Here is a 26,731-nt window from a genome sequence, read left to right as displayed (position 1 = left end):
TCAATCCCTCCCCTCGCCCGTATCCCAGGGCGCGAGCCCGGCTGGGATAGAAACGCCAATGAGCGAATCTCCCGGCTCGAAATCAACAATCATCTCTTCCACAACAGGAATGAGAGTTTCCCCGCGCTCGCCATCGACGACCCATACGTCATTCGCAGGGCCGGACATCACCTCAGTGATGCGCCCGAGCTCGCCGAGACGTTCGTCAACAACGAGACGCCCCATGAGCTGATAAGAATCATGAACGGCAAAGTCCGCGGGAAGGTCAGCCTCGGAGGCAAGAATCCACTTGCCAGCGAGCTCACGGGCGGCTCCTAGATCGTTGATACCCGACAAAGAGACAAGCTGACCCGTGGGCGAGGTCTCCACGTCGCTCACAACATGCCATCTCGAACCCTTAAGGGCCGGAGGCACGATAGCAACGCGGAGTCCCTCGTCCAAAACAGGAGGAAGGCCGCTCGCGGGAACCGCAACGACCTCCCCCTTTGTCCCGTGCGCTTTTGCTACACGGGCTATGAGCCTATATCCGGCTGCCACGATCTAGCCAAGAACCTCGACGTCGACAGACGCGCCAACACGCTGTCCAAGGGCACGAGCAATGGTTCGAATGGCCTTGATCTGACGACCGTGCCGGCCAATGACCTTGCCGGCGTCATCTGCTGCGCACTCGATTTCGATGAGCGTGCCGTCCTCGCGGTCGGTCACGTCAAGAGAAACCGCGTCCTCGTCATCAACGAGACCGCAAACGATGAGCTCGACAAGATCGGCGATGCGGTCGCTCGGCAGCTCCTCAGAGGCCGCCTGGGCCTCCTCGAACGGCTGAGTCTCGGCATCCATGGCTACTCGGCGTTCTCGGCCTCAGCGGCAGCAGCAGCCTCAGCAGCGGCCTCGGCGGCAGCGGCGTCCTTGGCAATCTGCTTCTTGGACTTCTTGACCTTCTTCTCAGGGGCAACGTCGCCGGCGCGAACGATGTCGATGAGGTGGGCGACGGCGCTGGAGGGCTGGGCACCCTTGGCAACCCACTCGTCGATCTTCTCAAGATCGAGGGTGATGGTCTTCGGGGTGGTCAGCGGGTTGAAGCGGCCAACCTCCTCGATGTGACGACCGTCACGCGGCATGCGGCTATCGGCGACGACGACACGGTAGTACGGGCGCTTCTTGGCACCGAAACGGGCCAGGCGGATCTTGACTGCCAAAGGTAACTCCTCCTTACGTGCGACGCGAGCAGAGTTGGCGTGGCGTCGCAAAACCAAACAAGCGGTTTCTGATAATACGACAAAGTGCAGGAAGTTTGTAGTGGAATCATGGGTTTTAGGCAACCGGGCGCTGTCTGGCCCCCATCGAAGGCGATACGTGAGGATTGCGTGACGCTTGCCAGGCTTTCAGGAAGCTTCAGGCTCGCTTCAGCCTCATTCATAGAATGAGTCTAATCGCGAAAGGGGCCAGAATGAACATCCTTGTTGTGGAAGACGAGAGAAACCTCGCAGATGCCATCTGCCATATTCTTGAAGGCGACGGCTATCACACAGACGCTGCCTATGACGGCAGGAGCGGTCTGACCTATGCTCGAAGCGGCAAGTACGACGCCGCGATTCTAGACGTTATGCTTCCTGGGCTCGATGGATTCGGAATCGTCAAGGAGCTCCGCAGCGAAGGTAATTCCCTGCCCATCATGATGCTGACAGCAAGGACCTCGACCACCGATAAGGTCGACGGCCTCAATCTTGGTGCCGATGACTATATGACGAAGCCGTTCGAAACTGCGGAGCTACTCGCGCGCACGCGCGCCCTAACCCGTCGCCAGGGCGAAGTAATTATCAACGAACTCACATTCGCCGACCTCAAACTAGACCTCAACACGCACGAGCTGTCTTCAAACGAACGCCATGTTCACCTTTCTCAAAAGGAATTCGAGGTAATGCGCCTGCTCATGAGCACGCCTGGCAGAATCGTGTCAAAGCAGGATCTCCTCACGCGCGTATGGGGAACCGACGGAGAAACGAGCGAGAACTCCGTCGAGGCTTACGTGAGTTTCCTGAGGAAGAAGATCTCCCATGTAAAAAGCCCGGTTCAGATCACAACGCTCCGCATGCTTGGCTATAGACTTGAGGTCACGGAAGCCTAAGACGGGGATAGCCTCGGCTGGTGTTCGGTCGTGCGTCATCGCGCTTCTCGTCAGGCGCAGGCAGCTGCGCGGATGCCCCCAACGGGAGGAATCGATAGGATAGCTCATGCCCATGCTAAAGCGGCTTCGCATACGTCTCGTCGCTATCATTGTTGGCCTCGTGGGGGCGGTATTCCTATGCATGGTAGCCCTCACGTATATGAGTTCGGAAGCCTCCCTGAATACGCTCGTGGACCATTCGCTCGCGGATGTCCTGCAAGAGCGCTCCGGTTTTGATGCTGGCGCAGGGTCCGATGAGCCGATGGGTATGGACCGACTTCCCGTCATCTGGGTTGACATAGCATCGGGCGGCTTCGTCCTGGGAACGAATCAGGAGCAAGTGTCGATTGACGCAGACCTGCTCAGAGAAACCGTCGCCAACGCTTTGGAATCTGGCCAAACATCCGGCAAGGACAAAACCAACCACATAAGCTGGCGAATGAACTCCTCCAAATTCGGATGGAGAATCGCCATCGCAGACACCTCGAGCGTTGATGAGGAGATTTCGAGTCAGCTTATAAGGTCGCTCGAGCTTGGAGCCGTCGGCATCGTCGCAATCGTTCTTATTGCTTTACTCCTATCCCATTGGGCGCTTAAGCCCGTAGAGCGCGCCTGGGAGCAGCAGAAGCAATTCGTCGCGGACGCATCCCACGAGCTAAAAACGCCACTTTCGGTCATCCTGGCGAACACCCAAATCCTCATGAATGACGAGTCAAAAATCCCGGAAGAGTCCCGACGCTGGATACGGGGGACATCGGACGAGGCAGAGCGCATGCGCGGCCTCGTGGAAGAGCTTCTCGAGCTCGCAAGAACCGAAGGCGGTGCCAGCAGTGCGAAGGCGAACGCTCCCGTCGACCTAAGTTCGCTTGTCGAGGGAGATGCATTGCAATTCGATGCCGTCGCCTACGAACGCGGCTGCGAAATCGAAACGAATGTCGTCGACGGTATTTCGGTCCTGGGAGACCAAGATCAACTCGACCGCCTGTTAAAGACGCTCATCGACAACGCTTGCAAATATGCGGCACGCGGCACTCAGGTCAAAGTAACGCTTGAAAAGAACGGCTCGCATGCCCTCTTTGTCGCGACGAACCAAGGCGAGTCCATTCCCGAAGAAGACCTGCCCCGTGTATTCGACCGCTTCTGGCGATCAGACAAGGCTCGCGCGAGGTCAACGGGAGGTTATGGCCTTGGCCTGGCAATCGCGAAGGGCATTACGGAGTCACATGGTGGCAAAATATGGGTGACGAGCGATGGCGTACGAGGCACGAGCTTCTATGTGAAGCTGCCGATTAACGAAAGGGTCTAGTATGGAGCCTGCCGCAAAAGCCCTCTCAGTCCCCTGGGACGGCCCAGCGATTGGCCTCCTCGACCTCGACGCCTTCTTTGCGAGTGTCGAACAGCTTGACCATCCTGAATGGCGCGGTAAGCCCGTAATCGTAGGGGGTGACGCAGATCGCCGCGGGGTGGTTTCGACGGCCTCGTACGAAGCCAGGCGATATGGCGTGCATTCTGCCATGCCCGCGGCGACAGCCCGGCGCCTCTGCCCGGACGCCATATGGACGCATGGAAGCTTCACGCGATATCGCGAGATCAGCAACCTCGTCATGGATATCCTCGTGGACGAGACCCCGTTGGTGGAACAAGTCTCGATCGACGAAGCGTTCTTCGACATAACACCTGGACGCTATTCCAGAGAAAGCCCCATCGATATCTGTAGACGCATTCAGAAGCGCGTAGCCTCCCTTGGAGTCACGTGCTCCATAGGCATAGGCGTCTGCAAGACCGTGGCAAAAATAGCCTCGGAAATGGAGAAGCCCCGAGGGCTCACCGTCGTGCTTCCAGGTACGGAGGCGGGATTCCTCGCTCCCCTACCCGTGCGTTCAATGAGCGGGATTGGGCCATCGGGCGAGGCGAAGCTCATCCGCATGGGAATCAAAACGCTTGGCCAGCTCGCCGTCGCAGACCCCTCTCTGCTCGAACGGGAGCTCGGGTCACTGGGAGCAGCGCTCCGCGAGCGTGCCGCGGGAGCCGAACGCTCCCGAGTTGGCGAACGAGCCGTTGAAGAAGATCCGAAGTCCATTTCAAACGAAAGGACCTTCGCAACAGATCTGACGAGGGAGGATGAGATCCTGCCCTCACTCGATGCGCTTTGTGCGATGGTGGCGAGGCGGCTGAGAAGAAAGGGCCTCGCGGGCTCAACCCTCACGGTTAGGATCAAGAATACCGCCCTAAGCACGCGCTCCGCCCAGTCGAGGTTGCCAGAGCCGACGGATGACGAAAGCGCGATGTCTCCCGTCGCACGAGAGCTGGTAAGGCAGCTCTGGAGCGAAGGTGACCCCGTTCGCCTCCTAGGTGTGGGCATCTCCAACTTCGCAGAACAGGGCCCCCGACAGCTTGACCTGTTCGAGGACCCCGAAGTTGAACGCCGCAAGTCTGCGATGCGGAAGCTCCACGTGGCAACAGACGCTCTCAAAGAACGATTTGGCGACGATGCGGTGGCCTTTGGAAGAGAAATGAAACTCAAAGGAGCCACAACAAACACGCAGCCCCAGCACAAAGAGGATGACTAGTCCTCCAAGGCGAGCTCGAAGCGCGGCGCGTCTCCCCAAAGGTGCTCGATGCGGTAATAGTCCCTTGCCTCGGGAGAGAAGACGTGCACGATAACCATGCCGTAGTCCATGAGAATCCAGCGGCCATCGGCCCTTCCCTCGATTGAAATGGAGCTAAGGCCAAAGGCAGCGTGAATGCGTTCCTCGACCTCGTCAACCACGGAGTCCGCAAGACGAGCATTTGCGCCGGTGCAGATGACGACGGCATCGCACACGTCAGAGATGCCGACAAGATCGATGGCGACGATGTCATCGGCCTTCTTGGCATCAGCGGCGGAAACCGCGACAGTAACGAGATCGCGAGAGTTGAAGTCAGTCGACATGAATCTCCTTTAGTTGGCCGCGCGCGAAAGCACGAGGTCGTTGTAGATGTTGAGAGTTCCAGGATAGAGATAGCGCCTCGTGTCTATGACGTAGGACACTCCGTCAGCGAAGCTCTCCCAGAAAAGGTCAGGAAGGGATATCGAACCCGCATGAGTTCGCTGCGAGACTATCGCCGGAGCGTTCTTGCGGAACGGCTCTATGCCGTCGGCAACGAAAATGACCATGTCAAGGGGGCTCATATGCGAGTCACCAAGCGTATGGCGCTCGATTGCCTGCAAAACCTCGCTCGTGAGCTCGGGAAAATTGCCAGGAAGCTCTCGAGCGGCGACCATTCCGTGCAGAACCGGCTCAACGAGAGAATAGTCAACGCCCAGATCGATACCGAGGGCAGAAGCCCTACCCAAGAGCTCATCCTTCGGAAGCCCCTTAGACCAGTCGTGGAGAATGCCAGCCACTCTGGCCGGATACGGGTCGATGCCATAGGCGAGAGCGAGTCGCTCGGCAACAAGGCCCACCGAAAGAGAATGCGAGAAGCGCTTAGGCTTCCTTTCGAGTTGCTTCGCAAGCGCCGCCTCGTAGCTGTCGATGGCGACGACCTCGGCATCACTGTACGCCGGAAGCTTCTTTGGAAGCCAGGAGACGTCTAGACCTTTCCATAGCTTGCAGTCGTTCTTCTTGCTCATGCGCCCTCCGTGCTCATGCCACCCATGAGGCCCAGAGCATCGGGTGCCACATATGGTGTTCGCGCCGCATCATACAAGTGGCGCTTCTCGATATAGCCGACGACGGAATCACTCGTCAGGTAGCGAAGTGACTGGCCCGCCGCAACTCGAGCGCGAAGATCGCTCGAAGAAATCGCAAGCGCTGGAACCTCAAGATAGTGCACCAGGAAACGAATCCCGGATTCCGCGAGACTCGCCCTCACGTGCTCAAGATCATAACCAGGGCGAGTAGCACCAACCAAATGCGCAAGTGACGCGATACGATCGGCATCGTGCCAGCTCAGAATGTCGCTGATAGCATCCGCGCCCGTGATGAAATAGATCTCCACGTTATTGGGATAGTGATTCCTCAATAGCTCGAGGGTGTCTACGGTGTAGGTAATGCCAGGCCTATCAACCTCAAGTCTGCTCACGAGAAAGTGAGGATTATCTGCGGTTGCCAGCAGCGTCATAGCGTGACGATCCTCCGCGCTCGAGACATGCCTGTCTTGCTTAAAAGCAGGACTTCCGGCCGGCACGAACACGACAAGGTCGAGGTTGAGGTCATGGGCCGCCTGCTCGGCGGCAACAAGGTGCCCATTGTGGATAGGATCGAACGTGCCGCCCATAACTCCAAGGCGATACGTGCGCGATGAGTCCCTCCCCAGCGCAGGAAGATCCGAGACGAGCTTGGCGACGACATCACCAGGAAGAGCTTCCTTGCCCGCAGACATTAGGCACGCACCTGGCCGTCACCACGAAGGAGGCACTTGGTCGTCGTGAGGGCAAATGCCCCCATGGGGCCACGGGCATGCAGCTTTTGAGTCGAGATGCCAATCTCGGCGCCCAGGCCAAACATGCCACCGTCAGTGAAGCGCGTGCTGGCATTTACATAGACCGCAGCGGCATCAACGCGCGCAAGGAAAGCCTCCGCGGCATTAACGTCACGAGCGACGATGCACTCAGAGTGCTGAGTACCAAATCGATTGATGTGCTCGATTGCGGCATCGATGCCGGGAACGACGTGAACGGCAAGGTCAAGCGAATCGTACTCGCGCGCCCAGTCATCCTCTGTGGCCGCAACGTACTCAGAGTTCTCGTTAAGGCCGTTCTCGACGCACGCAGCCAGAGCAGCCTGGTCCCCATGAACCATGACGCCCCAAGTGAGACAAGCCCTCACGAGGCTCGGCAGGAATTCGCCCGCAACGTCCTCGTCAACAAGCACCGTCTCGATCGCATTGCAGACTCCCGGCCTCTGGGTCTTTGCGTTTTCGATAATGGAAATAGCCATATCGAGATCGGCAGAAGAGTGAACGTAGACATGGCAATTGCCCTCGCCCGTCTGGATCACTGGGACGGTCGCCTGCTCGACGCAAGTGCGAATGAGCGAGTGACCGCCGCGCGGAATGAGGACGTCAACGAGTCCGTTGGCATGCATAAGTTCAAGCGTCTCCGCTCGATCCGAAGAGCCAATGATGCATGCGCAATCAAGAGGGAGTCCGGCAGATGCAATGCCCTCACGACAGGCCTGGGCGATAGCCTCGCAGGAATCATGAGCCGCGGAACCGCCACGAAGGACCACGGCATTGCCAGAACGCAGCGCGAGGCAGATGGCGTCGGCAGTGACGTTGGGCCTAGCCTCGTACACCATAGCGACGACGCCGAGGGGCACACGAACCTGAGTGAGGCGAATACCGGAGGCAAGCGTCCTGCCGCCAACTACCTCTCCGATGGGATCGGCTTGGGAGGCAACCTCTCGCATGCCGGCAACGATACCGTCGATGCGGGCTTCATCAAGCATCAGGCGATCAAGCAAGGGACCTGGCATGCCGACCTTGCTACCGCGTTCCATATCGCGGCCGTTGGCCTCGAGAATGACGGACCTAGACTCGCTCACGGCATTTGCTGCCGCAAGAATCGCCTTGCTGCGCATTGAGGCGCTTGCCTGGGCAAGCACGACGGAAGCGCCATGTGCGGCGCGAGCCTTATCGATTGCCTCGGACATATCGTTCCCTTCAGTCGTAAGCGCGTGAAATCGAGATTAGAAGACAAGGAGCTCGTCCCTGTGGATGACGGGGCAGTCGTCACGGTCGGGCCAAAAGCGCTTAATGACCTCAAGCCTGAGGCCGTGAATACGCCAAATGTCATCCGAGGAGTAACGCGTGATACCACGAGCGATAAGCTGGCCTTTGGAATCGAGCACGTTGACGGTATCTCCGGCGTCAAAGGTTCCATCGACCCCGGTAACGCCCACGGGAAGAAGCGAGGCGCCATCCCTCTCGAGCGCATACACAGCACCATCGTCGACCGTAATAGAACCACGAGAAAGGCCCGCAAGGCCAATCCAGAGCTTACGTGCCTGCTCGTGACCCATGCTGGCCGGACCCTCGAACCGAGTGTGGCGACCAGTCCCGGCGACGGCGGAAAGAAGCGCGCCCTCTTCCCTGCCCTTGCAAATAACCATGGGAATGCCGGCGGCTATCATCGCGCGGCCGGCTCGAATCTTAGTGGCCATACCGCCGGTCCCGTAGCTCGAGCCAGCGCCGCCCGCCATCGCAACGATCTTCGAGCTGACACGCTCGACGCGATCGATGAGCTTGGCGTTGAGATGCGTGTCGGGATTAGCGGTGTACAGGCCATCGATGTCCGACAGGATGACGTAAAGGTCTGCGTCGATAAGCGATGCGACGATGGCACCGAGCATGTCGTTGTCACCAAAGGAGAACTCACGAACGCTGACGGTGTCATTCTCGTTCACGATGGGAATGACACCCAGGTCAAGGAGGCGCTCGAAGGTGTTCCTCGCATTGAGATACCCCGTCCTATCCACCACGTCACCGCGGGTGAGAAGGACCTGCGCACACTTGATTCCATCCTCGGCGAGGACCTCGGCATAGCGCTCGATGAGTTTCGTCTGGCCCGCCGCAGCACAGGCCTGGAGAGTTGGGATATCTCCAGGACGCTCGGTAAAGCCAAGGAGGGACCGCCCGACGGCGGCGGCGCCGCTCGAGACGAGAACGACTTGGTTCCCCGCCCTGCGAAGCTCCCCCATCTGAGAGCAGAGGGAACGCACGAAGGCGAGATCAAGCTCGTTATCCGAGCCCATAAGGGTCGACGAGCCAACCTTAAATACGATCAGGGACAAGGACTACTCCTCCTCAGCCGCATCGGAAGAGGGCGCATCAACAAACGAAGCCTCATCGGAATCGTCCTCAACAGACGTAGCGCCATCGAACGATGCGTCAGCGTCAAGCTCGCCGAGGCCTTCGCAGCCAGCAGAAAGCTCGCCGACCGTCAGCACGTCATCGTCCCAGTCGCCGTCGAACACAAGCTGAGGTTCATCCTCGCGGAGCTCGGCATACGCGTCAACGTCATCCTGCGAGTAATCAAGGTCATAGCCCAGGATTCGAACGGTATCGCCAGACTTAACGCCCGCCTTCGCAAGCATGTCATCAAGGCCCATGCGATCGAAGCGATGCTGGAGGTAGGCAATGGCCTCCTCGTTGTCCCAGTCGGTCTTGATGACCATGCGCTCGACGGCGGTGCCGCGAACTCGCCAGACGCCACCACCGAGGTTCTCCACCTTGATGGCATTCTCACGGCGAGTCCTCTTCTCGCTGAATACCTCATCACGGACCGGGCCCTGCTCGACCTCGCGGTCGGCACGGAGACCAGAAACGAGGTCAGCGACGGTGCTTTCAAGCGCATCGATGCCCGCGCCCGTCACAGCGGAGACGGCAAAGAAGGGGTGACCGTCCGCCGCGACGCGACCGCGAAGCGCAGCGAGGGCCTCACTCGTTCCGGGCATATCGCACTTGTTAGCGACGACGACCTGGGGCCGCTCGGCAAGCTCGGGCGCATAGGCTGCGAGCTCGCGATTAATGATCTCATAGTCCTCTACGGCGTCACGGCCCTCATAGCCGCCCGTAAGGTCGACGACATGCATAATCAATGCAGTGCGCTCGATGTGCCTGAGGAATTCATGTCCGAGGCCCTTACCCTCGCTGGCGCCCTCGATAAGGCCGGGAACGTCTGCGACGACAAAGGAACCGGCCTCGCCGGCCTTAACGACACCAAGGTTGGGGATAAGCGTCGTAAAGGGATAGTCCGCCACCTTGGGACGAGCCGCGCTCATACGAGCAATGAGGGAGGACTTGCCCACGCTAGGCATACCAACAAGCGCGGCATCAGCCATAAGCTTCATCTCAAGCTCAATCCAGTGCTCAAAGGCGGGCTCGCCCTTCTCAGCGAATGCGGGAGCCCTGCGCACGGACGTCACAAAGTGGATGTTGCCCTTACCGCCAGTGCCACCAGGGCCGACTACGGCGCGCTCGCCGGGGCGAGTGAGGTCCGCAATCTCATACAGGGGCTCCATGGTCTCAGGATCAAGCTCGCGCACAACGGTGCCACAGGGAACCTTGAGAATCAGGTCCTCGCCGTCCTTGCCGTGACGCCTGGCCCCCTGGCCATGGGTGCCGCGCTCCGCACGGAAATGATGCTTGAACCGATAGTCAATAAGAGAGGAAAGCTGAGGATCGCACTCGAGAATAACATCCCCGCCGCGACCGCCGTCTCCCCCATCAGGACCGCCCTTGGGAACGAATGCCTCACGACGGAATGACATGCAGCCGGCTCCGCCGTCGCCACCCTTTACGTTAATGCGTGAAATGTCGGTGAACTGGGACATGCGATCCCTTCCAAACTGGAATTGAAGCTTACGAAAAAGGACCCCCGGCGATAGAGGCCGAGGGTCCTTTGCTGCCCAAATTGGGTCGAGGAAGCCCTTAAGCCTCCTGAGCCGGACGCACGTGCACGCGGTGCTTGGCGCCCTTCACAAACTCGACGGTGCCGTCGGTGAGGGCGAACAGGGTGTCGTCCTTGCCGCGACCGACGTTCTCGCCCGGCGTGATGTGCGTGCCGCGCTGACGAACGATAATCTGACCGGTCTTGATGGACTGGCCGCCGAAGACCTTGGTGCCAAGGCGCTGAGCCGCAGAATCGCGACCATTACGGGAGCTAGCCTGACCCTTCTTGTGTGCCATTGATGGTACCTGCCTATCTAGTCGAAACTAAGGGAACGCGCGCTACTCGGCAGCGTCCTCGGTCGTGGCGGCCTTCTTGGCCGTCGAGGTGATGCGGGGCATGCTGCAGACCTCAAGACGAGTGAGGTTCTGACGGTGACCCTTCTTGACAGAGTGGCGCTTGCGCTTCTGGAACTTGAAGACGAGCTGCTTGGCGCCCTTGTGCTGGTCGACAACCTTGCAGGTAACCTTCTTCTTGGCAAGCTTGGCGGAGTCGACGAGGACCGTCTTACCGTCATTGAGCATCAGAACGTCGAGCTTGACCTCGTCGCCAGGCTGCGCATCAAGCTTCTCGACGTCGAAGACGTCGCCCTTGGCAACCTTATACTGCTTGCCACCAGTCGTGATGATTGCGTACATGTGAGAGCCCTTCATTGCTGTGGTGAGTGCAACAGTTGGAAATAATACGCTAGGAAATAGGTACCGTCAACGACAAAAATGCGGTTGTTGACGGGCTTTCCACGCTTTCTCCGCCTCATATCTAGCGATAAGCGCCCGTCCGACAGCGGCGGTGCCTCCAAAGGCGACGGTGGGACGAACGAGAAAGCCCAAACCGGGAAGATTCTTACTCAAATAACGAGCTATGCCTCGACAAGCGAAAGCGCTCGCCACGACGAAAGCAATGTCTGCAACCCGCCCGGAACTGACACCGCAGCCGTGAGCGCCGGCGACGTCTAGCGCCATAAGAGCCTGATTGGCGGTGAGCAGCGGCATTTCTGCGCCGCCACTCAAAGGCAGAATCGAGATAGCCGCATTTTGGGCACAGCGCCTCGAAACGCAAGCGAGCGAAACGGCATGACGGACAAACGGGAAGTTAGTCGCGAGGGCGATGTCAGCGTGACATGCTTCCGCCATCCAGGTCGCCAACTTCTCAAGCATGGCATCGGTCGACGTGGCGGCAATGAGAGCGGCGCCTGAAACCTCATGGGGCTCGGGTGCCTCGACGCTTGTCTCGACGACTATGGCGCACGGCACCGCCATCGAAGTGAACGCCCTTGAGACCTCCGCGGCAATCCCGGAAGTACCCGCGACGACAATGGCGAGGTCACAATCCGGGTTGACACGAACAGGAGCACCGGGACGCACTACCTCGACGTGGACGAGGCCAGTCGCAGTCCGGGGCATAAGAGCGTCGCGCAGCGAGCAGACGAGCTCGGACGGAGCCCCCTCCTCCAGCTCAATAGACACGCGAACGCAAGACCGACGAGAATTCTCGGCGGCACGGGCGCCATCAACAACCTGCCTTACGGCGCCAAATGGAATGTCTGAGACCTTTGCCAAAAGACGCCCTCCTTAGGCCGACTTCGTACGGTGCAGATAGACGGATTGCACGATGCCCACCGATGCAACCTGAATAACCATAGAAGTGGATCCATAGCTAACGAATGGCAGTGGGATACCAGTGATTGGCATGATGCCAATGCACATGCCGACATTCTGAAGCAACTGATAGCTCCACATGGCAATGACGCCGGCAAGCACGAGCTTCGCAAACGGGGCATCGACGCGCATCGCAAGGGCAAGAGCCGAATAGATGAGCCAGGCATAGAGAGCGAGCAGGGCAACGGCGCCAACGAATCCGAACTCCTCAGCAAGACGGGCGAAGATAAAGTCAGTGTGGTTCTCCGGAAGAAAGCCACCAGCAGACTGAGTGGCCGCCCCAACGCCCTTGCCAAAGAGACCGCCGGATCCAACGGCGATTTTTGCCTGCTGGAGGTTATAGCCAGCGCTCGTGGACTCAAGACTGGAATCCGCAAACACGAGTAGGCGATTGAGCTGATATTGCTTGAGCGGAAAATGGAAATTTATCGAACAGAAAATGATCAACGCGCAGCCCGCGACGAACATCGCGAGCGTGACGAGAACCCATTCCCGCTTCGCTCCGGCACAGATGATGATCGCAGCACCCGTCACGACGATGATGAGACCCGTGCCAAGGTCAGGCTGCGCCATAATCGCGGCAAAGGGAACAAGCAGCGTGCCGCAAAGCTTCACGTAATCTCGAAGCTCCTTGATGCGCCCGTTATACTGCGCGGCAAGAGATGCCATGAGGAAGATGGTGACGAGCTTGCCAATCTCTGACGGCTGGAAGCGCAAGGGACCCAACTTAACCCATCCGGTCATGCCGTTAGCAGCGCTCGCTAGTCCGGGGATACGCGGGGACAGCATGAGGACGACGTCAATCACAAGAAGCCACGTACTCATATTTGCTAAGGCTCGATAGTCATAGCGCCACACGAATGCAGCCGCGACAAGACCAAGTGCGGCTCCAACAGCCTGTCTCGGCAGAGAGGCGTAGGCATTGGATAGGGACGCGCTCCAAACGACCACGAGCCCATAGGCAATGAGCAGAAGCGCAGGAATTAGGTTAGCCCAATAGATCTCGGAGAGCATGCCGCCCTTGCCCGGCATGCGCGCGTGCGCAGCCCCCGGCTTCTTGCCGGCGTCACCTCCGAATAGAGATGAGACGATAGAACCAAAACCAACGCCACCAGCAGAATTCTGAGCCATCTTCCCCTCCTCTACCTAGTTCCGTCGCTGACTTCGGTCGTATTAGTATCAGGCTCTCCAAAGAGCTGGCCGAGTATGTCTCGGCAGACGTACATCGCGGAGACCGAACCGTAGCCGCCGTTGTCAATGACGGCGGAGACAGCGTACTTCGGGTTATCCGCGGGGGCGTAACAGCAGAACCAGCTCGTAGGCTCCTCGTTGCCATGCTCACCCGTGCCGGTCTTGCCCGCAACGCGGGTGGTCATATTGGTGAAATGGGCCGTCATCGACTCGCTCTCCTCGTAAATGACTCCCTCGAGTCCCGAGTGCACGAGGTCGAAGCTCGCCTGCGGCTCGCTGGGCTCGAGGTGGACCTTGGGCGTGTAGTCGCGCGCTGAAGAGGTGTCGCCGCGGCCGAGCACGCTCTTGAGGACATGCGGAGTCCAGATGGTGCCGCCGTTGGCGATGCCCATGTAGGCGCAACACATCTGGAGGGGTGTGACGAGGATATCGCCCTGGCCGATGGCGATGTTCGTGTAGTCGCCGCCGTTCCACTTTCGATCCGCGTCGGACCAGCTCGTGAAGTAGTTCCACTTCCACTCCGCGTCGGGAACGCGCCCGGAAGCCTCACTGGGAAGGTCGATTCCCGTCTGCGAGCCGAGGCCCCACTTGCGGAAGGTCTCCTGCATTCCGTCCTGCTTGTCCTCGTCGAGGTTGTAGAAGGCCTTCGCGATCTCGTAGAAGACGACGTCACAGGAGTAGGTGATGCCGTTCCTCAGGTCAATCGCCCCATGGCCGTCGTGGTCCCAGCACCACTTGCCGTTAGCCTCGCCGAAGCCCGTCCACCAGCCGTTGCAGACGTAGCTCGAGCCGGCGTCTGCGACACCATAGTCAAGGGCGGCGAACGTCGTGAGCGGCTTGATGGTGGAGGCGGCAACGAACTGACCGGCGACCGCACGGTTCATGAGAGGGTTCGCCGCTTCGTCGGCAGAGAGCGCGTCCCAATCGTCCTGGGAGATGCCGCCCACGAACAGCTCGGGCTTGAAGGTGGGGGCGCTAGCCATGGCGATAACCTCGCCGTTGGTAACGTCGACCACGCAGGCGGCTCCGGACTTACAGCTCTCGATGCCCCCATCGCGCTGCTTCTTGATGATCCTGGCGAGCGATTCCTCGGCCATGCGTTGCACGTCGACGTCGATGGTCAGCATAATGTCACTACCCGCCTCCGCCGGGACGGAGGTGGAGTAGTCGGTCACATTGCCGTGAACATCGACGTAGACTGTCTGCTCGCCACGGACTCCCTGGAGCACCTCCTCGTACTGATACTCGATACCAGCCTGGCCGGTGGTGTCACCGGACTCGTACGTAATACCAGCATTCGAGGTCTTGGAGGCGTTGATCTGGTCCTCCGTCACGGTGCCGGTATACCCAAGTAGGTGGCAACAAACCTCGCCCTGCGGATAAGAGCGCTGAGTGCGCTGCTCAACAGTCACGTTGGGGAAAACGTCCGCATGCTCCTGAATGTAAGCAACGGTAGTACGAGGAACGTCGATGCATATGGTGCGCGCGCTCTGAGCGCTCTGCGAGGAGTCCGTAGCCCTTCGCTTGGCTGCCATCGAGGGCATGCCGAGGACAGCCGCGAGCAAGTTGAGCTCGATGTCATCGTCCGCGACCTCAGCGTGGGCGCAGACGGTGAGGCTCGGACGATTGGTGACGAGCTCGACGCCGTTGCGGTCTAGGATGCGCCCGCGAGGCGCGAACGAGGTGACCGTGCGCGTGCGGTTCGACTCCGCCTGACGCGAGTAGTCGTCGGACCCGACAATCTGCATGGACCAGAGACGCGCAAGCAGAGCGCCGATGACGCCCCCAGAGAAGATGCCCAGGCCAATGAGGCGACGCTTGAACATCTTATCGGGACTGGCGTCATTACCGCCGGCCGCACGCGGCGCCTGGCCACCGATATCAAACTTAAGGGAGGAGGAACCGGAGTGTAGGAGCAAGACGAGCACGACCGCTACGGCAGCGGCAATGATGACTATGAAAATGAGAGCAAGAGTAGCCGAGGTCATCGTCTACAGACCCTTCGTGGAAAATCGCGCGCCGCGATGAGAGCTCTTGCCCTTACCGAGGCCGGAGGCGGGAGCACTCGACCGAGACAGGATGACCGCGACGATAAGGAAGGCGAGCACGTCGAGAACGGACCCAGGCAGAGCACGCAAGAAAAGTGCGTCGACGAGAGAGCTCGACTGACCAAAAATGAGAATGACGATGCCATAAACGACATTCACGAGCAGCGTCACGGGAATGAACAACGTGATTGACGCGACCAGGTCATCGGCAACGCGGCTACGGCCCATCGCCGCAAGACCAAACCCCACGATGGTAAGAATGAGAGCCATGAGCCCAATGGGACCCGATCCCGCGAGGTCATAGAAGGCGCCAGAAGCAAAGCCGACCACGGGGGCCATCTTGACGCTACCCCCAAGGCACACGCAAGCAACGAGAACGAGGGCGAGATTGGCGCGGCCTCCAAGGAGGGCAACGTTGGGGACGAAACCAATCTGGAGAACAGCGAGGACGATGGCAAGGATGATGGCCAGACGCTTGTTCTTACCAGTATCGTTGACGATCATGCTTACCCCCCTATTCCCCACTCGAATCGCCGTCAGTACTAGAACCGTCATCGCTATTTGCGGAACCATCTGTTGTGGCAGACGCCGTGGCGGCAGAAGTAGAGGTAACCGCCTTATCCTGGTCGTTAGCCGACGCCGTATCCTCCGCACTCGCCTGCTGGTCATCGTTAATCGAGGTAATGACAAGGACCTCTTCTAGGCTTGAAACAGTACACAGGGGATCGACAGAAATATCGTAATAGAGAGCGCCAGAGGACTTGGTTACGTTCGTCACGGTGCCGACGGGCAGACCACGAGGATAAACGCCGCCGAGGCCACTCGTGATGATCGTGTCTCCTGTGGCTACCTGCTGATCGGAACGAACAAGCGTCAGACGAAGGGTCCCATCCGCCGACCCGACAAGTTGACCTTGCGCGCGGCTCGACTGAACCATGCAGGAAACCCCGGAGGATTCATCGGTGATAAGGCGGACAACTGCCGTCGAAGGGCCGCATTCGCTGACCTGGCCAATCACACCCGTAGAGCTTGTTACGGGCATGCCTACGGCGATGCCAGAGGTCGACCCCTTGTCTATGGTGATGGTCGAAGTCCACGAGTCGCTCGACTGGGCAATGACGCGAGCCGCGGTGGATGTCAGGCTGTACTCGTTCCTAAGCTGGAGAAGCTCCGTCAGGGTATTCGCCTGCTGCTCATACTCAGACAGCTTGGCCACCTGGGCCTTGAGCTGCTCATTCTCGTCCCGCAGCTCCGAAAGGGTCTCGGAGTCTGCAGTGAGATTGCCAACGACGTTGCCGATGCCAGAGACGGGAGAGGCGGCGAATGAGCCCACGACGCGCACGGGCGAAGCCACGGCCTGGAAAACGCCACGAATCCCATGAAGCACGCCGCTATCACCCTCGCGCGCCCCGACGACAAACATGAGGAGCGACACGACGGTAAGGACAACAAGCGAGCGCGGGACCCCCGAGGAGGACCCGCGCCCAAGAGATGAGCTGGGGGCAGAAAAGCGCTGAGCCATCGGCAATTCCCTACTTACCAGAACTCTGCACGAAACCGCCGGACAGAGCATTGGCCTCAAGGACCTTCGCACAACCAAGAACGACATTCTCGAGGGCAGTGGGGCTCACGTTAACGGGAACACCCGTCTCCTCGCGAAGGCGCTGATCAAGACCGCGGAGCATGCCACCGCCACCGGTAAGCATAATTCCGTAGTACATAAGATCGCTCGCGAGATCAGGCGGAGTAACGTCAAGGGCATCCTTGACAGCCTTCGTGACCTGGTCAAGAGGGGCATCAAGCGCCCGACGAATCTCCTCGGACTCAATACGAACGGTCTTAGGCAGACCGCTCATGACGTCGCGACCATTGACCTCAACATCAAGCTCTTCCTTAAGGGGCGCGGCAGAACCGACCTTGATCTTAATATCCTCAGCCGTGCGTTCACCAATGGAAAGGTTGTAGGCATCGCGAACATGCTCGAGAATGACCTGGTCAAACTCGTCCCCTGCAGTGCGAATCGACTGCGAGACGACAATGCCGCCCATAGCGATGACAGCAACCTCCGTCGTACCACCACCGATGTCGACGACCATGGTGCCCGTCGGGTCCTCGATGGGCAGGTTGGATCCAATGGCAGCGGCCATCGGCTCCTCGATGAGGAATGCCTGACGAGCGCCCGCTTGAATGGTGGCCTCAAAAACGGCGCGTTTCTCGACGGAAGTAACACCGGAGGGGACGCAGACGACAACGCGGGGACGAGGACTCCAGGGGTAACGACGCGTTGATGCCTTCTCGATGAAGTATCGAAGCATTACCTCGGTAACATCGAAGTCGGAAATAACGCCGTCCTTGAGGGGACGAATGGCCGTGATGGAGCCGGGCGTCCTGCCGACCATACGCTTGGCGTCAGCACCGACGGCAAGGACGCGCTCCTCGCTCTGGTCAATGGCGACCACGGAAGGCTCATTGATGACAATGCCCTCTCCACGCACGGAGACAAGCGTGTTTGCCGTGCCGAGGTCAATGGCAAGATCGCCACCGTACTCGCCAAATATGGAGTCAAAAAACGACATGGCACCAATTCCTAACTTGGCGGCAACTTTGCCGCTCGGACTATTGCTGCAAGAATACCCAGAAGCTTACTGGGCAGACACCTCAGTGGTCTCCGCGCTGGATTCCGTCGAGGCCCCCTGGGACGCAGCGGCGCCAGTGGAGACGCTTGAGTCGTCAGGAGCCACCTCTCCGTCACTAACGGTGGTCGCAAGCGAACCACTCGCAGCATCAGAGCTGGATCCCTGGGAAGCAAAGGTGAGCTTAACGCCCGTTACCTTCCAACCCAAGCCATCACGCGCGAGAGAGACAGAATAAGACTGGTTACCGCTCGAGGCGAGGCTGGCGTTAACGAGGACCGTGCTCTGAGCCATAGAACGATCGACACCGGAAACGCTGCAAGTAGCACCGCGAGGCATGATGGATTCGATGTCCTTACGAGCGTCATCGGTGATAGAGCTCGAAAGGTAGGGAGCGATATCGCTGCCAGAAGCGCCGGCGCTAAACATGTCAGAAACTACGGCCTCCTGGGTGGGCCAGCCATAGCCCTTATAGTAGGCAAAGCCACCAACGCCACCAAGAATGGCGAGAAGAAGAAGGATGAACAGGACCACCTTGAGACCGCGGTGATTGTGCTTGCGACGCATCTTGCGATCGTCGCGATCGGCCTTCATGAGGTCCTCCTCCGTGACGGAGAAGAAGCCCGTATCCTCAGGACTCGGAATGAACTCGCCGGAACGGCCCATCGGGTCCAGTGGATCATATGCCGCACCCTGAGAGTAGCCCTGGTTAACGACAGCCTGGGATCCAGACTGGTCCGCGCCGACTAGGCCCTGGTTGCCATAACCGGCATTGGCGAGCATCTGATCGGTCTCGGAGGGGCCAGAACCCGCCGCGGCAGAGAGAGCCCTTTGAGCAGCAGAGAAGGCAACCTGCTGCTCAGGCGTAAGGGTGTAGTTGGAATCAGCAGCCGCATGGTTGAACGCATCCGCGGCCTCTGAGATCTTGTTGCAAGCCATGTAGGCCTGGCCGAGCTCCGCGTTGATGGCGCCCGTGCTAGCACTCGTAGAAAAATCGAGGGCCGTACGATATGCATCAATGGCATCGTTGGGTCGTGTGAGCTGCATAAAGCAGGCGCCAAGCTTCACGAGAGACTGGGCCGGATCGGGATTCTGCTCGTCAATCGCGGCAGAACGCCAGGCACTCGCAGCCTCAACGACGAGGCCGCGCTTCTCGAACAGCTTTCCAAGGGCAAGATACGCCTTGTACGGCGTGGGATAGCTGGGGTCAGACACCGCAGCCTGGAAGCACGCCAGGGCCGCGTCATCCTGACCAGCGGCGACAAGCGCACGACCACGGTTGCAGTTAAGAGCGCCGACATGGCCGTATGCGGCGTCAGAGAGTGCCTCCGCATACGCAGCTGCGGCCTCAGCATAACGGCCGAGCTTCATAAGGGCATTGCCACGAAGGTGGTCGGCCTCGCCAAAGGCCTCACCGGAGGACTTGGCGTTCGCAAGAGCGCTGGCAGCTCCAGCCCAATCGCCACGCTGGTAAGAGTCCTTGGCAATCCTGAAAGCTTCGGTATTCATAGGTCATCCGTCCCTTGGGGTTCTAGGCCTCGTGACTAATGCGAATGGACTCAATGTCGTCACCCGCGCGCAGCGCGCCAATGACATCGAGGCCTTCGATGGTCTGGCCGAAAACCGTGTAGTCATTATCGAGCATGTGCTGGGCGCCAAGGCAGAAATAGAACTGCGAGCCAGCAGAATCCGGGTTAGACGAGCGCGCCATCGCAAGGGCGCCATCTTCGTGGCTGTTGCGAGGATTCGTATTATACTCATGGACGATGCGATAGCCAGGGCCGCCAGTACCCGGCTGGCCATCAGGGCCACGCATACCGCGAGCGACCTCGTCAGAAGTCATGTCACGGGTGTTAGGGCAGCCGCCCTGAATGACGAACCCGGGCACGTAGCGATGGAACTTGAGCCCGTCATAATAGCCGCTCATGGCAAGCTCGCAGAAGTTGGCTACGTGAATGGGAGCACCCTCGGCGTCAAGACGCACGCGAATCGTGCCCTTCGAAGTGACTACGGTAGCAACCTCATCACCAGCGCAGACATACTCGGGCGTGTAGAGAGGATCGGGCATACCGAACATGTGGCCTCCATGCATGTGGACGCGCGCCATATAGCGCGAATTCAAACAAATCTATCTAGATGATTCTAGCAGCACGAGAGACTGTTCACACATTCGGCACGCCACATTGAGACGCGAAGCGCCCGAAGAAACATATAAGCCTCCTCGGACGCTTCTAGCGGACACTATTTTGAAGGACCCAAAAGGCCGCTTTTATCTCTGCACCGGCTTCCACGCGTCATAGTTCTTCTTGAACAAATTGACGTATGCCTCAGAGCCATCAGACTCCCTGTTCCCGACCATGGGAGCGAGAATCTTGCTTTTATCGGCAGCCGGATCAGAGGAAGCTGCAGAGACCTCCCATGCGTCATATATAGCCTCGACGCGGTTCCTGAGCCAGCTTGCCAACGTAGAGACGTTAGTCCTCTGGTCCGCATAGGTACCCGTCGTCACCACATCAATGTTAGAAATCGTCGTCGCCACGTTGCTGGCGTCAAGCGAAAGCTGCTTTGCCTCCTCAAGGGCAGCGGAGCGATCCTCAGAAGAACCCGAGATACCCGTGGTGTCGAGTCTCGATTCAAGGTCATCCGCCCTGTCCGAAATATCCTTAAGGCTCTCATAAGCCGAGAGGAGCGAGTTGTATGTCAGGTCGTCGGCGCTTTCGGCCGACGTCGCACCAGAAACCTTATCCTGGCCCTGCAAGGCGGATATCGTACCGGGGAAACCTGCCTGCGAGGTGTCCGCCGGCGTCGTCGCGCGAGTGTCATTCAGGTTGGGGTTCCACGGATGAGTAATGACAAGCGTAAGACCACCGACAAGGAGCAAACTCGCAATGGCGGCGAGAGCGAAAACCTTCGTGTGAGGCAGCCTCTCGCGGCCATAGGCAGATTCTGCCGAGGGATCAGGCTCCGAAGGAATGGCGCTTTCAATACGCGGCAGCGAGGACGTGCGCTCGCGCTCGAGCGCGCGATCCTCGGCACGCCTATGCTCCATCTGCTCTGCGGCCGAGTTAACGCGAGACGCATCGACCGGCATGCCGCACTTAGGACACGTGGTGGCTCCCGCGGGCACGAGCGCGCCGCAGGAGGAGCACCAGGTACCCGTAAGTTTGGGCATCACGCGAGTCATGGCAAGGTCCGCGTGACAAGCTGGGCAGACAGAGAGCCCGTCAGGTATAACGGACCCGCAAGAAGGACAAATCACGAAAGCTCCTCAAGAACATAGGGAAGAATGCCGCCGGATGCGAGGAATCTACCCTCAAGGGCGGTATCTACGCGCACGACACAAGAGAACTCGACAACCGTACCGTCTTGCTTCGTGGCTCGAACGTTGGTGGTACGGCTCGCGGGAAGACCCGACGAGAGGTCGACGGCGTCAATCTCGTACGCCTCGGTGCCATCAAGCCCAAGCGAGGAAGCGCCCTCCCCCTCGACAAACTCGAGAGGCAGCATGCCCATCTGGACAAGATTCGAGCGATGGATGCGCTCGAAGCTCTCGGCTATCACCGCGCGCACGCCGAGAAGCATCGGACCCTTTGCCGCCCAGTCGCGGCTCGAACCAGAGCCATACATACGGCCAGCGACGATGACGAGGGGCACACCGGCACGGTTGTAATCCTCGGCGGCGTCAAATACCCTCACGACCTCGCCAGAAAGCTGGTCAAGCGTAAAGGGACCAGGACGGCCGGCAAGCTTGTTCTCGAGCTTCACGTTGGCGAAGGTTCCTCGCGCCATGCACTCATGATTGCCTCGACGGGCACCATAGGTGTTGAAATCTGCCTGCTCAACGCCTCGCTCGTTAAGATAGCGCGCGCAAGGAGAATCAGCGGCGATCGCGCCTGCCGGAGAGATGTGATCCGTGGTGACGAAATCCCCAAAGAGGGCAAGGGCACGCGCTCCACAAATGCCAAACTCCTGCTGGGACTGAGCCATCTCGAAATAGGGCGGACGGCGTACATAAGTCGACATCTCGTCCCAACTGAACGTGTCAGTCGCCGACGCCTCGATAGAGCGCCACGTGGCATCTCCCTCCATAAGGCCCTTCATACCGAGGGAATAGACCTCTGGAGTAAGGACCTCAGAAAGAACGGCGTCGATCTCCTCGGTAGACGGCAGGATGTCAGAAAGCATGACGGGAGCGCCAGATGCGTCCGTACCGAGCGGCGTGACCGTAAGATCGACGTCCATCGTGCCGGCAATCGCATAGGCCACGACAACCGCGGGCTGCGCGAGGAAGTTCTGTGCCACATCGGGAGAGATACGACCGTCGAAGTTGCGGTTGCCAGAGAGGACGCTCGTAAGCTCGCAGTCGGCTGCGATCGGCTTGAGAGCGGGAAGGATATCTCCGGAGTTACCGATGCAGCTCATGCAGCCAAACCCACAGGTATAGAAGCCAAGCGCCTGAAGGTCGCCGAGGAGGCCCGCGCGCTTGAGAATATCCGCCGCGGCATGGCTGCCAGGCGCAAGGATACGCTTGACCCAGGGCTTAGCCTTAAGACCCGCCTTGTGGGCGGCACGGGCGGTGAGGCCGGCGGCGACCATCATCGCCGGGTCTGTCGCCGTCGTGCAGCTGGTGATGGCGGCAATGGCGAGCGTGCCGTGTCCAAGGTCATGCTCCGCGCCATGGGCACAAGTAACGCGCCAGGTTGCGGCGGCATCGCCATGGCCGTGCTTGGCGGCATTCTCCTCGAAGCGAGCCTTGAGATCCGCGGGCGTCACGCGGTTGTGAGGCCTCGAAGGACCAGCGAGCGAGAGCTCGACCTCAGAGAGGTTGAGCTCGACCACGCGCGCATAGGTACGGCCGCTAACGCCGCCGAAGACGCCCTGCGCTCGAGCGTAGGCCTCGACAAAGGAGATCTCCGCGTCATCGCGACCAGTAAGGCGCAGATAGTCAAGAACGTTGTTGTCGATCGGGAACAGAGTAGAGGTAGCGCCGTATTCAGGCGTCATATTGGATACGCAAGCGCGCTGAGTAACGGAAAGCGTGGAAACACCCTCACCAAAAGCCTCGACGAGACAACCCACGACGCCCTCGGCGCGAAGCCTCTGAGCAACCGTAAGGGCAAGATCCATAGCCGAGATGCCGTCACGCAGGCGACCCGTCAGATGAAGACCGACGACCTCGGGGACGCGAATGGTGATGGGCTGGCCGAGGGCCGCCGCCTCGGCCTCGATGCCGCCGACTCCCCAGCCAAGGACGCCGATACCATTTGCGGTGGGGGTGTGAGAGTCCGTGCCGACGACGGTGTCGAAGCACGCAAGCTCGCCCTCGCCCTCCCAAAGGGCATCAGTGGAGACGACCTGGCAGAAACGCTCGATGTTGAGCTGATGGCAGATGCCTCCGCCTGGCGGAACGATCTCGACGTTGTCAAACGAGCGCCCAGCCCACTTGAGGAACGAGAAGCGCTCGCGGTTGCGCTTCGCCTCGATAGCGAGATTCTCGGCGGCGGCAGTCGGACAGCCCGAGACATCGGCGGCAACGGAATGATCGATGATAAGCGTGCAGGGAATGCGAGGATTCACGCGCGAGGGGTCTCCCCCACGCGCCGCCATGGCGTCACGCATGGCGGCAAAGTCGACAAACACCGGAACGCCGGTGAAGTCCTGGAAAAGGACGCGGGCGGGCGTGAACATGACCTCGTCACCAGCCGAGCCGGAGCGGGCAGCCGCAAGAACTCGCTCGGCCGAAGCGATGGCCGCCTCGTCAGTCTCGGCTCGCCTAACGACGTTCTCGAGAAGCATGAGAAGACAAGCGGGAAGCTCAGATGCTCCGGGGATGCCAGAAACGTCGATATAGCCCCTGCTAATGCCAGATACATCGAGGGTCTTAGGATTCCTTGCCGCCACAACGGCACTGGCAAAGGTCTCACTTGTCATGAGCATCACGTCCCTTGTCACTATTCTCGATTGCATTCATGAAACGCGCGTAGCCCTCGTCCTCCGTGGCAAGAGCAACACCACGGCTGAAGAGGTAGTTGAAGAGGAGAAGCGAGACCACTCCGATGGAAGCGATCGCGACGATCATTCCAGACGTCGGAGAGACGATACAGAAGAACGGGCCCGCGATAGTGCAGCCAAATACAACGATGGCAACGACGACGGCAAGTAGAGCGCCCCTAAGCGAGTTGAGCGGCAGAGAGATTCGAACGACGAGACTGAAGCCAACCAGGCACGTCAGGACCACGCACACGGTGGAGATCTGATCGCGCGTTAGGCCGAAATGCTCCAAGAACCCTGAGGCTACGCCCACGGCAAGAACGATCGCGAGGGACGCGGGCACAGAACGAGCGAGCACGTTGCCGAGGAAGTTACCCCTCACACGCTCACGGTTGGGCTCCAGGGCCAGGACGAAGGACGGTATGCCGATGATTGCGGTCGAGATAAGCGACATCTGAACCGGTTGGAACGGATAAGGAGGAATGAAGGCGCATAGAATGGCCAGAACGGCGGAGAAGACGGTCTTGACGAGGAAGAGCGAGGCGGACCTCTCGAGATTGTTGATTGAACGGCGTCCTTCCGCGACGACGTCAGGCATATGAGCGAAGTCGTCATCCACAAGAACGACCTCGGCGACATTGCGAGCCGCGTCGGACCCAGATGCCATGGCGACAGAGCAGTCAGCCTCGCGAAGCGCCAGAACATCATTCACGCCGTCGCCCGTCATTGCCACGGTATGGCCCGACCTGCGAAGCGCAAGGACGAGCTCGCGCTTCTGCTGGGGGGTCACGCGACCAAACACGCGGTACTTTAGCGCCGCGCGCTTGACGTCCTCGGGAGTTACGAGCGTCGAGGCGTCAACCCACTTGTCTGCATCGGGCACGCCAGCTTCGGCGGCAATGCTTGAGACCGTGCGGGGGTCGTCGCCCGAAATAACATTGAGCTGCACCCCCTGCTCCGTGAAGTACTTAATCGTTGCAGGAGCATTCGTTCGAATATGGTCGGAAATGGAGATGATTCCGAGAGGCCTAGGGACACCAAGAATTGCGTCCTCGCCGTCGAAACCATCGCACTCCGCGAGAACGAGCACGCGCTCCCTCTCGCCCGCAGAAGCGAGCGCGGAGGAAATCTCCCGGGGCACGCCGCCCGCAAACACGAACTGCGCCGCGCCCATGACCAGCGCTCGGCCATCAGCGGTAACGCACCCGGAATACTTGCGCGCACTCGAAAAGCCCACGACGCGCTGGTAATCCGGAGTGTCGATGCTCATCTCATCAGCATGGCGAAGGATGGCGGTAGCCGTCTCGTTGGCGTCATGGCTGCTAGCACGGCTAACACACGCGGCCGCAAACTCGACGTCGGCGGAGCTGTGACCTGACACGCCAATGGCGCGCTCGAAGTCCATGGATCCAGACGTAATGGTTCCGGTCTTATCAAGGCAGAGAACATCGACGCGGGCGAGCATTTCGATGCAATAGAACTGCTGGATGAGAACGCTCTTCCTCGCAAGCCTTGCAGTAGAGATGACGAGAACCGTGGAAGTGAGAAGAACGAGACCTTGCGGGATCATGCCAACAAGCGCAGACACCGTAGTAAGAATCGCGTCATTGAGGCCATATCCATCCTTAAGCGTGCGAATAAACAAGGCAAGGCCGATGGGAGCGAGGAGCCACGTAGACGTCCGGATGATCATCTGGAGCGTCGCCAAGATCTCGCTCTTGGTGTTCTTGATGTACTTGGCCTCGGCGTTTATGCGAGCGGCATAGGAATCCGCACCAACATCCGTCACGCGCGCAACAACGCAACCTGAGTCAAGAAAGCTACCGCTCATGAGCCTGTCGCCAATCGACTTGGCAACAGGCTTGCTCTCGCCTGTCAGCAGGCTCTCGTTAAGGCCAGCCCCTCCCCAAACAACCTCGGCGTCAGCAGAGACCTGGTCACCGCGTCGCAAAACGAGCAGGTCATCGAGAACGACCTCGGCATGCCCGACTTCGACATCCCCACCATCGCGACGAACCGTGACGGGGCACTCCGCCAGAATCGAGAGCTTGTCGATGGTCCGCTTGGAGCGGATCTCCTGGACAACGCCGATAGCGAGGTTAGAGAGCACGACGCAAAGAAACGTAAGATTGCGCCAGGCGCCCGTGTACACCACCAGACAGGCAAGGATGATGTTGATGCCGTTGAACAGCGTGAACGCATGAGTCGCAATGATCTGAGGGATGGTCTTAGTTTGCGGACCAGCGTCAGCGTTGACGCGACCGTCGGCGACACGGTCCTCGACCTCGGCCGAAGAAAGACCCCTGAACTCAGGTGCGACGATATCGAAATCTTCCGTACCCAGTGTAATCATGCCTCCGCTCAATAATCCGTAAGTTCTTATTGTACGGACTAGCGAGTCACATAAATCGAAAGCTAAAAACACTTACATACTTGAAACGTTGAAGAATCAGGCAGCCATCCCCGCCGAATTGCGCTACATGCCCTATACTCTCTTTCGCACACGCGCATAGCGTCGCATGCTCTCTTAGCTCAGCTGGATAGAGCGTTCGCCTCCGGAGCGAAAGGTCGCGGGTTCGAATCCCACAGAGAGCACCATTTGTTTAGCC

The 26,731-nt window shown here is 59.4% G+C and carries 25 protein-coding genes and 1 tRNA gene; 4 read left to right on the top strand and 22 right to left on the bottom strand.

Annotation, left to right across the window (positions count from 1 at the left end):
- Genes ACTQ1Z_RS06980 through rpsP form a run of 3 tightly spaced genes read right to left on the bottom strand, consistent with a single transcriptional unit; the run spans position 1 to position 1,196 of the window.
- Complete coding sequence (locus ACTQ1Z_RS06980) at positions 1 to 537, bottom strand: ribosome maturation factor RimM (RefSeq protein WP_320678946.1); 537 nt, start codon at positions 535 to 537, stop codon at positions 1 to 3.
- Positions 538 to 540: 3 nt separating this feature from the next.
- Positions 541 to 837 (bottom strand): KH domain-containing protein, encoded by a 297-nt coding sequence (locus ACTQ1Z_RS06975; protein WP_320678945.1) that lies wholly within the window; start codon positions 835 to 837, stop codon positions 541 to 543.
- A gap of 2 nt (positions 838 to 839) precedes the next feature.
- Positions 840 to 1,196 carry a 30S ribosomal protein S16 gene (gene rpsP, locus ACTQ1Z_RS06970; RefSeq protein WP_293814574.1) on the bottom strand — a complete coding sequence of 119 codons (357 nt, stop codon included), beginning with the start codon at positions 1,194 to 1,196 and terminating at the stop codon, positions 840 to 842.
- A gap of 251 nt (positions 1,197 to 1,447) precedes the next feature.
- Here rpsP and ACTQ1Z_RS06965 point away from each other — a divergent pair, with 251 nt between their 5' ends.
- The 3 genes from ACTQ1Z_RS06965 (at position 1,448) to dinB (ending at position 4,734) form a co-directional block, all read left to right on the top strand.
- On the top strand, positions 1,448 to 2,125 hold the full coding sequence (locus ACTQ1Z_RS06965) for a response regulator transcription factor (protein WP_343005088.1): 678 nt from the start codon (positions 1,448 to 1,450) through the stop codon (positions 2,123 to 2,125).
- A 106-nt stretch (positions 2,126 to 2,231) separates the two neighbouring features.
- Positions 2,232 to 3,470 (top strand): sensor histidine kinase, encoded by a 1,239-nt coding sequence (locus ACTQ1Z_RS06960; RefSeq protein ID WP_441859821.1) that lies wholly within the window; start codon positions 2,232 to 2,234, stop codon positions 3,468 to 3,470.
- Between the two features lies 1 nt (position 3,471).
- Positions 3,472 to 4,734 carry a DNA polymerase IV gene (gene dinB, locus ACTQ1Z_RS06955; protein WP_441859819.1) on the top strand — a complete coding sequence of 421 codons (1,263 nt, stop codon included), beginning with the start codon at positions 3,472 to 3,474 and terminating at the stop codon, positions 4,732 to 4,734.
- On the opposite strand, the gene rsfS is transcribed toward dinB, so the two are convergent.
- The 19 genes from rsfS to ACTQ1Z_RS06860 all read right to left on the bottom strand — a co-directional run bounded on the left by rsfS (position 4,731) and on the right by ACTQ1Z_RS06860 (position 26,475).
- Positions 4,731 to 5,096 carry a ribosome silencing factor gene (gene rsfS / locus ACTQ1Z_RS06950; RefSeq protein WP_320679605.1) on the bottom strand — a complete coding sequence of 122 codons (366 nt, stop codon included), beginning with the start codon at positions 5,094 to 5,096 and terminating at the stop codon, positions 4,731 to 4,733. The genes dinB and rsfS overlap by 4 nt on opposite strands.
- A 9-nt stretch (positions 5,097 to 5,105) precedes the next feature.
- Positions 5,106 to 5,780 (bottom strand): bis(5'-nucleosyl)-tetraphosphatase (symmetrical) YqeK, encoded by a 675-nt coding sequence (yqeK, locus tag ACTQ1Z_RS06945; protein WP_441859817.1) that lies wholly within the window; start codon positions 5,778 to 5,780, stop codon positions 5,106 to 5,108.
- Positions 5,777 to 6,532: a nicotinate-nucleotide adenylyltransferase gene (gene nadD / locus ACTQ1Z_RS06940; protein ID WP_441859815.1), complete on the bottom strand. Its 756-nt coding sequence runs from the start codon at positions 6,530 to 6,532 to the stop codon at positions 5,777 to 5,779. Before nadD ends, yqeK begins: the two co-directional genes overlap by 4 nt.
- On the bottom strand, positions 6,532 to 7,803 hold the full coding sequence (locus tag ACTQ1Z_RS06935) for a glutamate-5-semialdehyde dehydrogenase (RefSeq protein WP_441859813.1): 1,272 nt from the start codon (positions 7,801 to 7,803) through the stop codon (positions 6,532 to 6,534). The genes nadD and ACTQ1Z_RS06935 overlap by 1 nt, the downstream gene beginning before the upstream one ends.
- A gap of 36 nt (positions 7,804 to 7,839) precedes the next feature.
- A complete protein-coding gene (gene proB / locus ACTQ1Z_RS06930) occupies positions 7,840 to 8,943 on the bottom strand; it encodes a glutamate 5-kinase (protein WP_441859811.1) in 1,104 nt (367 codons plus the stop codon).
- Between the two features lie 3 nt (positions 8,944 to 8,946).
- Complete coding sequence (gene obgE / locus ACTQ1Z_RS06925; RefSeq protein ID WP_320679298.1) at positions 8,947 to 10,485, bottom strand: GTPase ObgE; 1,539 nt, start codon at positions 10,483 to 10,485, stop codon at positions 8,947 to 8,949.
- Positions 10,486 to 10,582: 97 nt separating this feature from the next.
- Positions 10,583 to 10,840 carry a 50S ribosomal protein L27 gene (gene rpmA / locus ACTQ1Z_RS06920; protein WP_293814564.1) on the bottom strand — a complete coding sequence of 86 codons (258 nt, stop codon included), beginning with the start codon at positions 10,838 to 10,840 and terminating at the stop codon, positions 10,583 to 10,585.
- Positions 10,841 to 10,882: 42 nt separating this feature from the next.
- On the bottom strand, positions 10,883 to 11,239 hold the full coding sequence (gene rplU, locus ACTQ1Z_RS06915) for a 50S ribosomal protein L21 (protein WP_293814563.1): 357 nt from the start codon (positions 11,237 to 11,239) through the stop codon (positions 10,883 to 10,885).
- A gap of 66 nt (positions 11,240 to 11,305) precedes the next feature.
- The gene (locus ACTQ1Z_RS06910; RefSeq protein ID WP_320679296.1) at positions 11,306 to 12,160 is read right to left on the bottom strand and encodes a hypothetical protein; all 855 of its coding nucleotides are present in this window, start codon (positions 12,158 to 12,160) and stop codon (positions 11,306 to 11,308) included.
- A gap of 12 nt (positions 12,161 to 12,172) precedes the next feature.
- The gene (locus ACTQ1Z_RS06905) at positions 12,173 to 13,390 is read right to left on the bottom strand and encodes an FtsW/RodA/SpoVE family cell cycle protein (RefSeq protein ID WP_320679294.1); all 1,218 of its coding nucleotides are present in this window, start codon (positions 13,388 to 13,390) and stop codon (positions 12,173 to 12,175) included.
- Between the two features lie 11 nt (positions 13,391 to 13,401).
- Entirely contained in the window at positions 13,402 to 15,438 is a 2,037-nt protein-coding gene (gene mrdA / locus ACTQ1Z_RS06900) for a penicillin-binding protein 2 (RefSeq protein ID WP_441859807.1), read from the bottom strand.
- A gap of 3 nt (positions 15,439 to 15,441) precedes the next feature.
- Positions 15,442 to 16,002, bottom strand: coding sequence for a rod shape-determining protein MreD (mreD, locus tag ACTQ1Z_RS06895; protein WP_441859805.1), 561 nt, complete (start codon positions 16,000 to 16,002; stop codon positions 15,442 to 15,444).
- A 10-nt stretch (positions 16,003 to 16,012) separates the two neighbouring features.
- Entirely contained in the window at positions 16,013 to 17,020 is a 1,008-nt protein-coding gene (gene mreC, locus ACTQ1Z_RS06890; RefSeq protein WP_441859803.1) for a rod shape-determining protein MreC, read from the bottom strand.
- Positions 17,021 to 17,030: 10 nt separating this feature from the next.
- On the bottom strand, positions 17,031 to 18,074 hold the full coding sequence (locus ACTQ1Z_RS06885) for a rod shape-determining protein (RefSeq protein WP_293814557.1): 1,044 nt from the start codon (positions 18,072 to 18,074) through the stop codon (positions 17,031 to 17,033).
- Between the two features lie 66 nt (positions 18,075 to 18,140).
- Positions 18,141 to 19,640, bottom strand: a complete 1,500-nt coding sequence (locus ACTQ1Z_RS06880; RefSeq protein WP_320679288.1) for a tetratricopeptide repeat protein — start codon at positions 19,638 to 19,640, stop codon at positions 18,141 to 18,143.
- Between the two features lie 22 nt (positions 19,641 to 19,662).
- Positions 19,663 to 20,208, bottom strand: coding sequence for a peptidylprolyl isomerase (locus tag ACTQ1Z_RS06875; protein ID WP_441859801.1), 546 nt, complete (start codon positions 20,206 to 20,208; stop codon positions 19,663 to 19,665).
- A gap of 192 nt (positions 20,209 to 20,400) precedes the next feature.
- The gene (locus ACTQ1Z_RS06870) at positions 20,401 to 21,390 is read right to left on the bottom strand and encodes a zinc ribbon domain-containing protein (protein WP_320679286.1); all 990 of its coding nucleotides are present in this window, start codon (positions 21,388 to 21,390) and stop codon (positions 20,401 to 20,403) included.
- The gene (acnA, locus tag ACTQ1Z_RS06865) at positions 21,387 to 24,062 is read right to left on the bottom strand and encodes an aconitate hydratase AcnA (protein ID WP_441859799.1); all 2,676 of its coding nucleotides are present in this window, start codon (positions 24,060 to 24,062) and stop codon (positions 21,387 to 21,389) included. The genes ACTQ1Z_RS06870 and acnA overlap by 4 nt, the downstream gene beginning before the upstream one ends.
- The gene (locus ACTQ1Z_RS06860) at positions 24,052 to 26,475 is read right to left on the bottom strand and encodes an HAD-IC family P-type ATPase (protein WP_441859797.1); all 2,424 of its coding nucleotides are present in this window, start codon (positions 26,473 to 26,475) and stop codon (positions 24,052 to 24,054) included. The genes acnA and ACTQ1Z_RS06860 overlap by 11 nt, the downstream gene beginning before the upstream one ends.
- Positions 26,476 to 26,643: 168 nt before the next feature.
- Between ACTQ1Z_RS06860 and ACTQ1Z_RS06855 the strand changes: the two genes are divergently transcribed.
- Positions 26,644 to 26,720: transfer RNA gene (locus ACTQ1Z_RS06855), tRNA-Arg, on the top strand.
- Positions 26,721 to 26,731: the final 11 nt, after the last annotated feature.

It is taken from the genome of Parolsenella sp. LCP21S3_E11 (assembly GCF_052118165.1).
In the GTDB taxonomy this organism is placed as follows: Bacteria; Actinomycetota; Coriobacteriia; order Coriobacteriales; family Atopobiaceae; genus Parolsenella.
This window is presented reverse-complemented; position numbering and strand designations above follow the sequence as displayed.

Excerpts from the sequence above, each read along its gene's own strand:
- dinB (WP_441859819.1), top strand. The coding sequence starts at position 3,472 with ATGGAGCCTGCCGCAAAAGCCCTCTCAGTCCCCTGGGACGGCCCAGCG.
- mrdA (WP_441859807.1), bottom strand. The coding sequence starts at position 15,438 with ATGACCTCGGCTACTCTTGCTCTCATTTTCATAGTCATCATTGCCGCT.
- ACTQ1Z_RS06875 (WP_441859801.1), bottom strand. The coding sequence starts at position 20,208 with ATGTTCGGTATGCCCGATCCTCTCTACACGCCCGAGTATGTCTGCGCT.
- yqeK (WP_441859817.1), bottom strand. The coding sequence starts at position 5,780 with ATGAGCAAGAAGAACGACTGCAAGCTATGGAAAGGTCTAGACGTCTCC.
- ACTQ1Z_RS06975 (WP_320678945.1), bottom strand. The coding sequence starts at position 837 with ATGGATGCCGAGACTCAGCCGTTCGAGGAGGCCCAGGCGGCCTCTGAG.
- nadD (WP_441859815.1), bottom strand. The coding sequence starts at position 6,532 with ATGTCTGCGGGCAAGGAAGCTCTTCCTGGTGATGTCGTCGCCAAGCTC.
- ACTQ1Z_RS06880 (WP_320679288.1), bottom strand. The coding sequence starts at position 19,640 with ATGAATACCGAAGCTTTCAGGATTGCCAAGGACTCTTACCAGCGTGGC.
- mreC (WP_441859803.1), bottom strand. The coding sequence starts at position 17,020 with ATGGCTCAGCGCTTTTCTGCCCCCAGCTCATCTCTTGGGCGCGGGTCC.
- ACTQ1Z_RS06860 (WP_441859797.1), bottom strand. The coding sequence starts at position 26,475 with ATGATTACACTGGGTACGGAAGATTTCGATATCGTCGCACCTGAGTTC.
- ACTQ1Z_RS06935 (WP_441859813.1), bottom strand. The coding sequence starts at position 7,803 with ATGTCCGAGGCAATCGATAAGGCTCGCGCCGCACATGGCGCTTCCGTC.
- rsfS (WP_320679605.1), bottom strand. The coding sequence starts at position 5,096 with ATGTCGACTGACTTCAACTCTCGCGATCTCGTTACTGTCGCGGTTTCC.
- ACTQ1Z_RS06960 (WP_441859821.1), top strand. The coding sequence starts at position 2,232 with ATGCCCATGCTAAAGCGGCTTCGCATACGTCTCGTCGCTATCATTGTT.
- rpmA (WP_293814564.1), bottom strand. The coding sequence starts at position 10,840 with ATGGCACACAAGAAGGGTCAGGCTAGCTCCCGTAATGGTCGCGATTCT.
- ACTQ1Z_RS06885 (WP_293814557.1), bottom strand. The coding sequence starts at position 18,074 with ATGTCGTTTTTTGACTCCATATTTGGCGAGTACGGTGGCGATCTTGCC.
- rplU (WP_293814563.1), bottom strand. The coding sequence starts at position 11,239 with ATGTACGCAATCATCACGACTGGTGGCAAGCAGTATAAGGTTGCCAAG.
- ACTQ1Z_RS06965 (WP_343005088.1), top strand. The coding sequence starts at position 1,448 with ATGAACATCCTTGTTGTGGAAGACGAGAGAAACCTCGCAGATGCCATC.
- mreD (WP_441859805.1), bottom strand. The coding sequence starts at position 16,002 with ATGATCGTCAACGATACTGGTAAGAACAAGCGTCTGGCCATCATCCTT.
- acnA (WP_441859799.1), bottom strand. The coding sequence starts at position 24,062 with ATGACAAGTGAGACCTTTGCCAGTGCCGTTGTGGCGGCAAGGAATCCT.
- ACTQ1Z_RS06905 (WP_320679294.1), bottom strand. The coding sequence starts at position 13,390 with ATGGCTCAGAATTCTGCTGGTGGCGTTGGTTTTGGTTCTATCGTCTCA.
- obgE (WP_320679298.1), bottom strand. The coding sequence starts at position 10,485 with ATGTCCCAGTTCACCGACATTTCACGCATTAACGTAAAGGGTGGCGAC.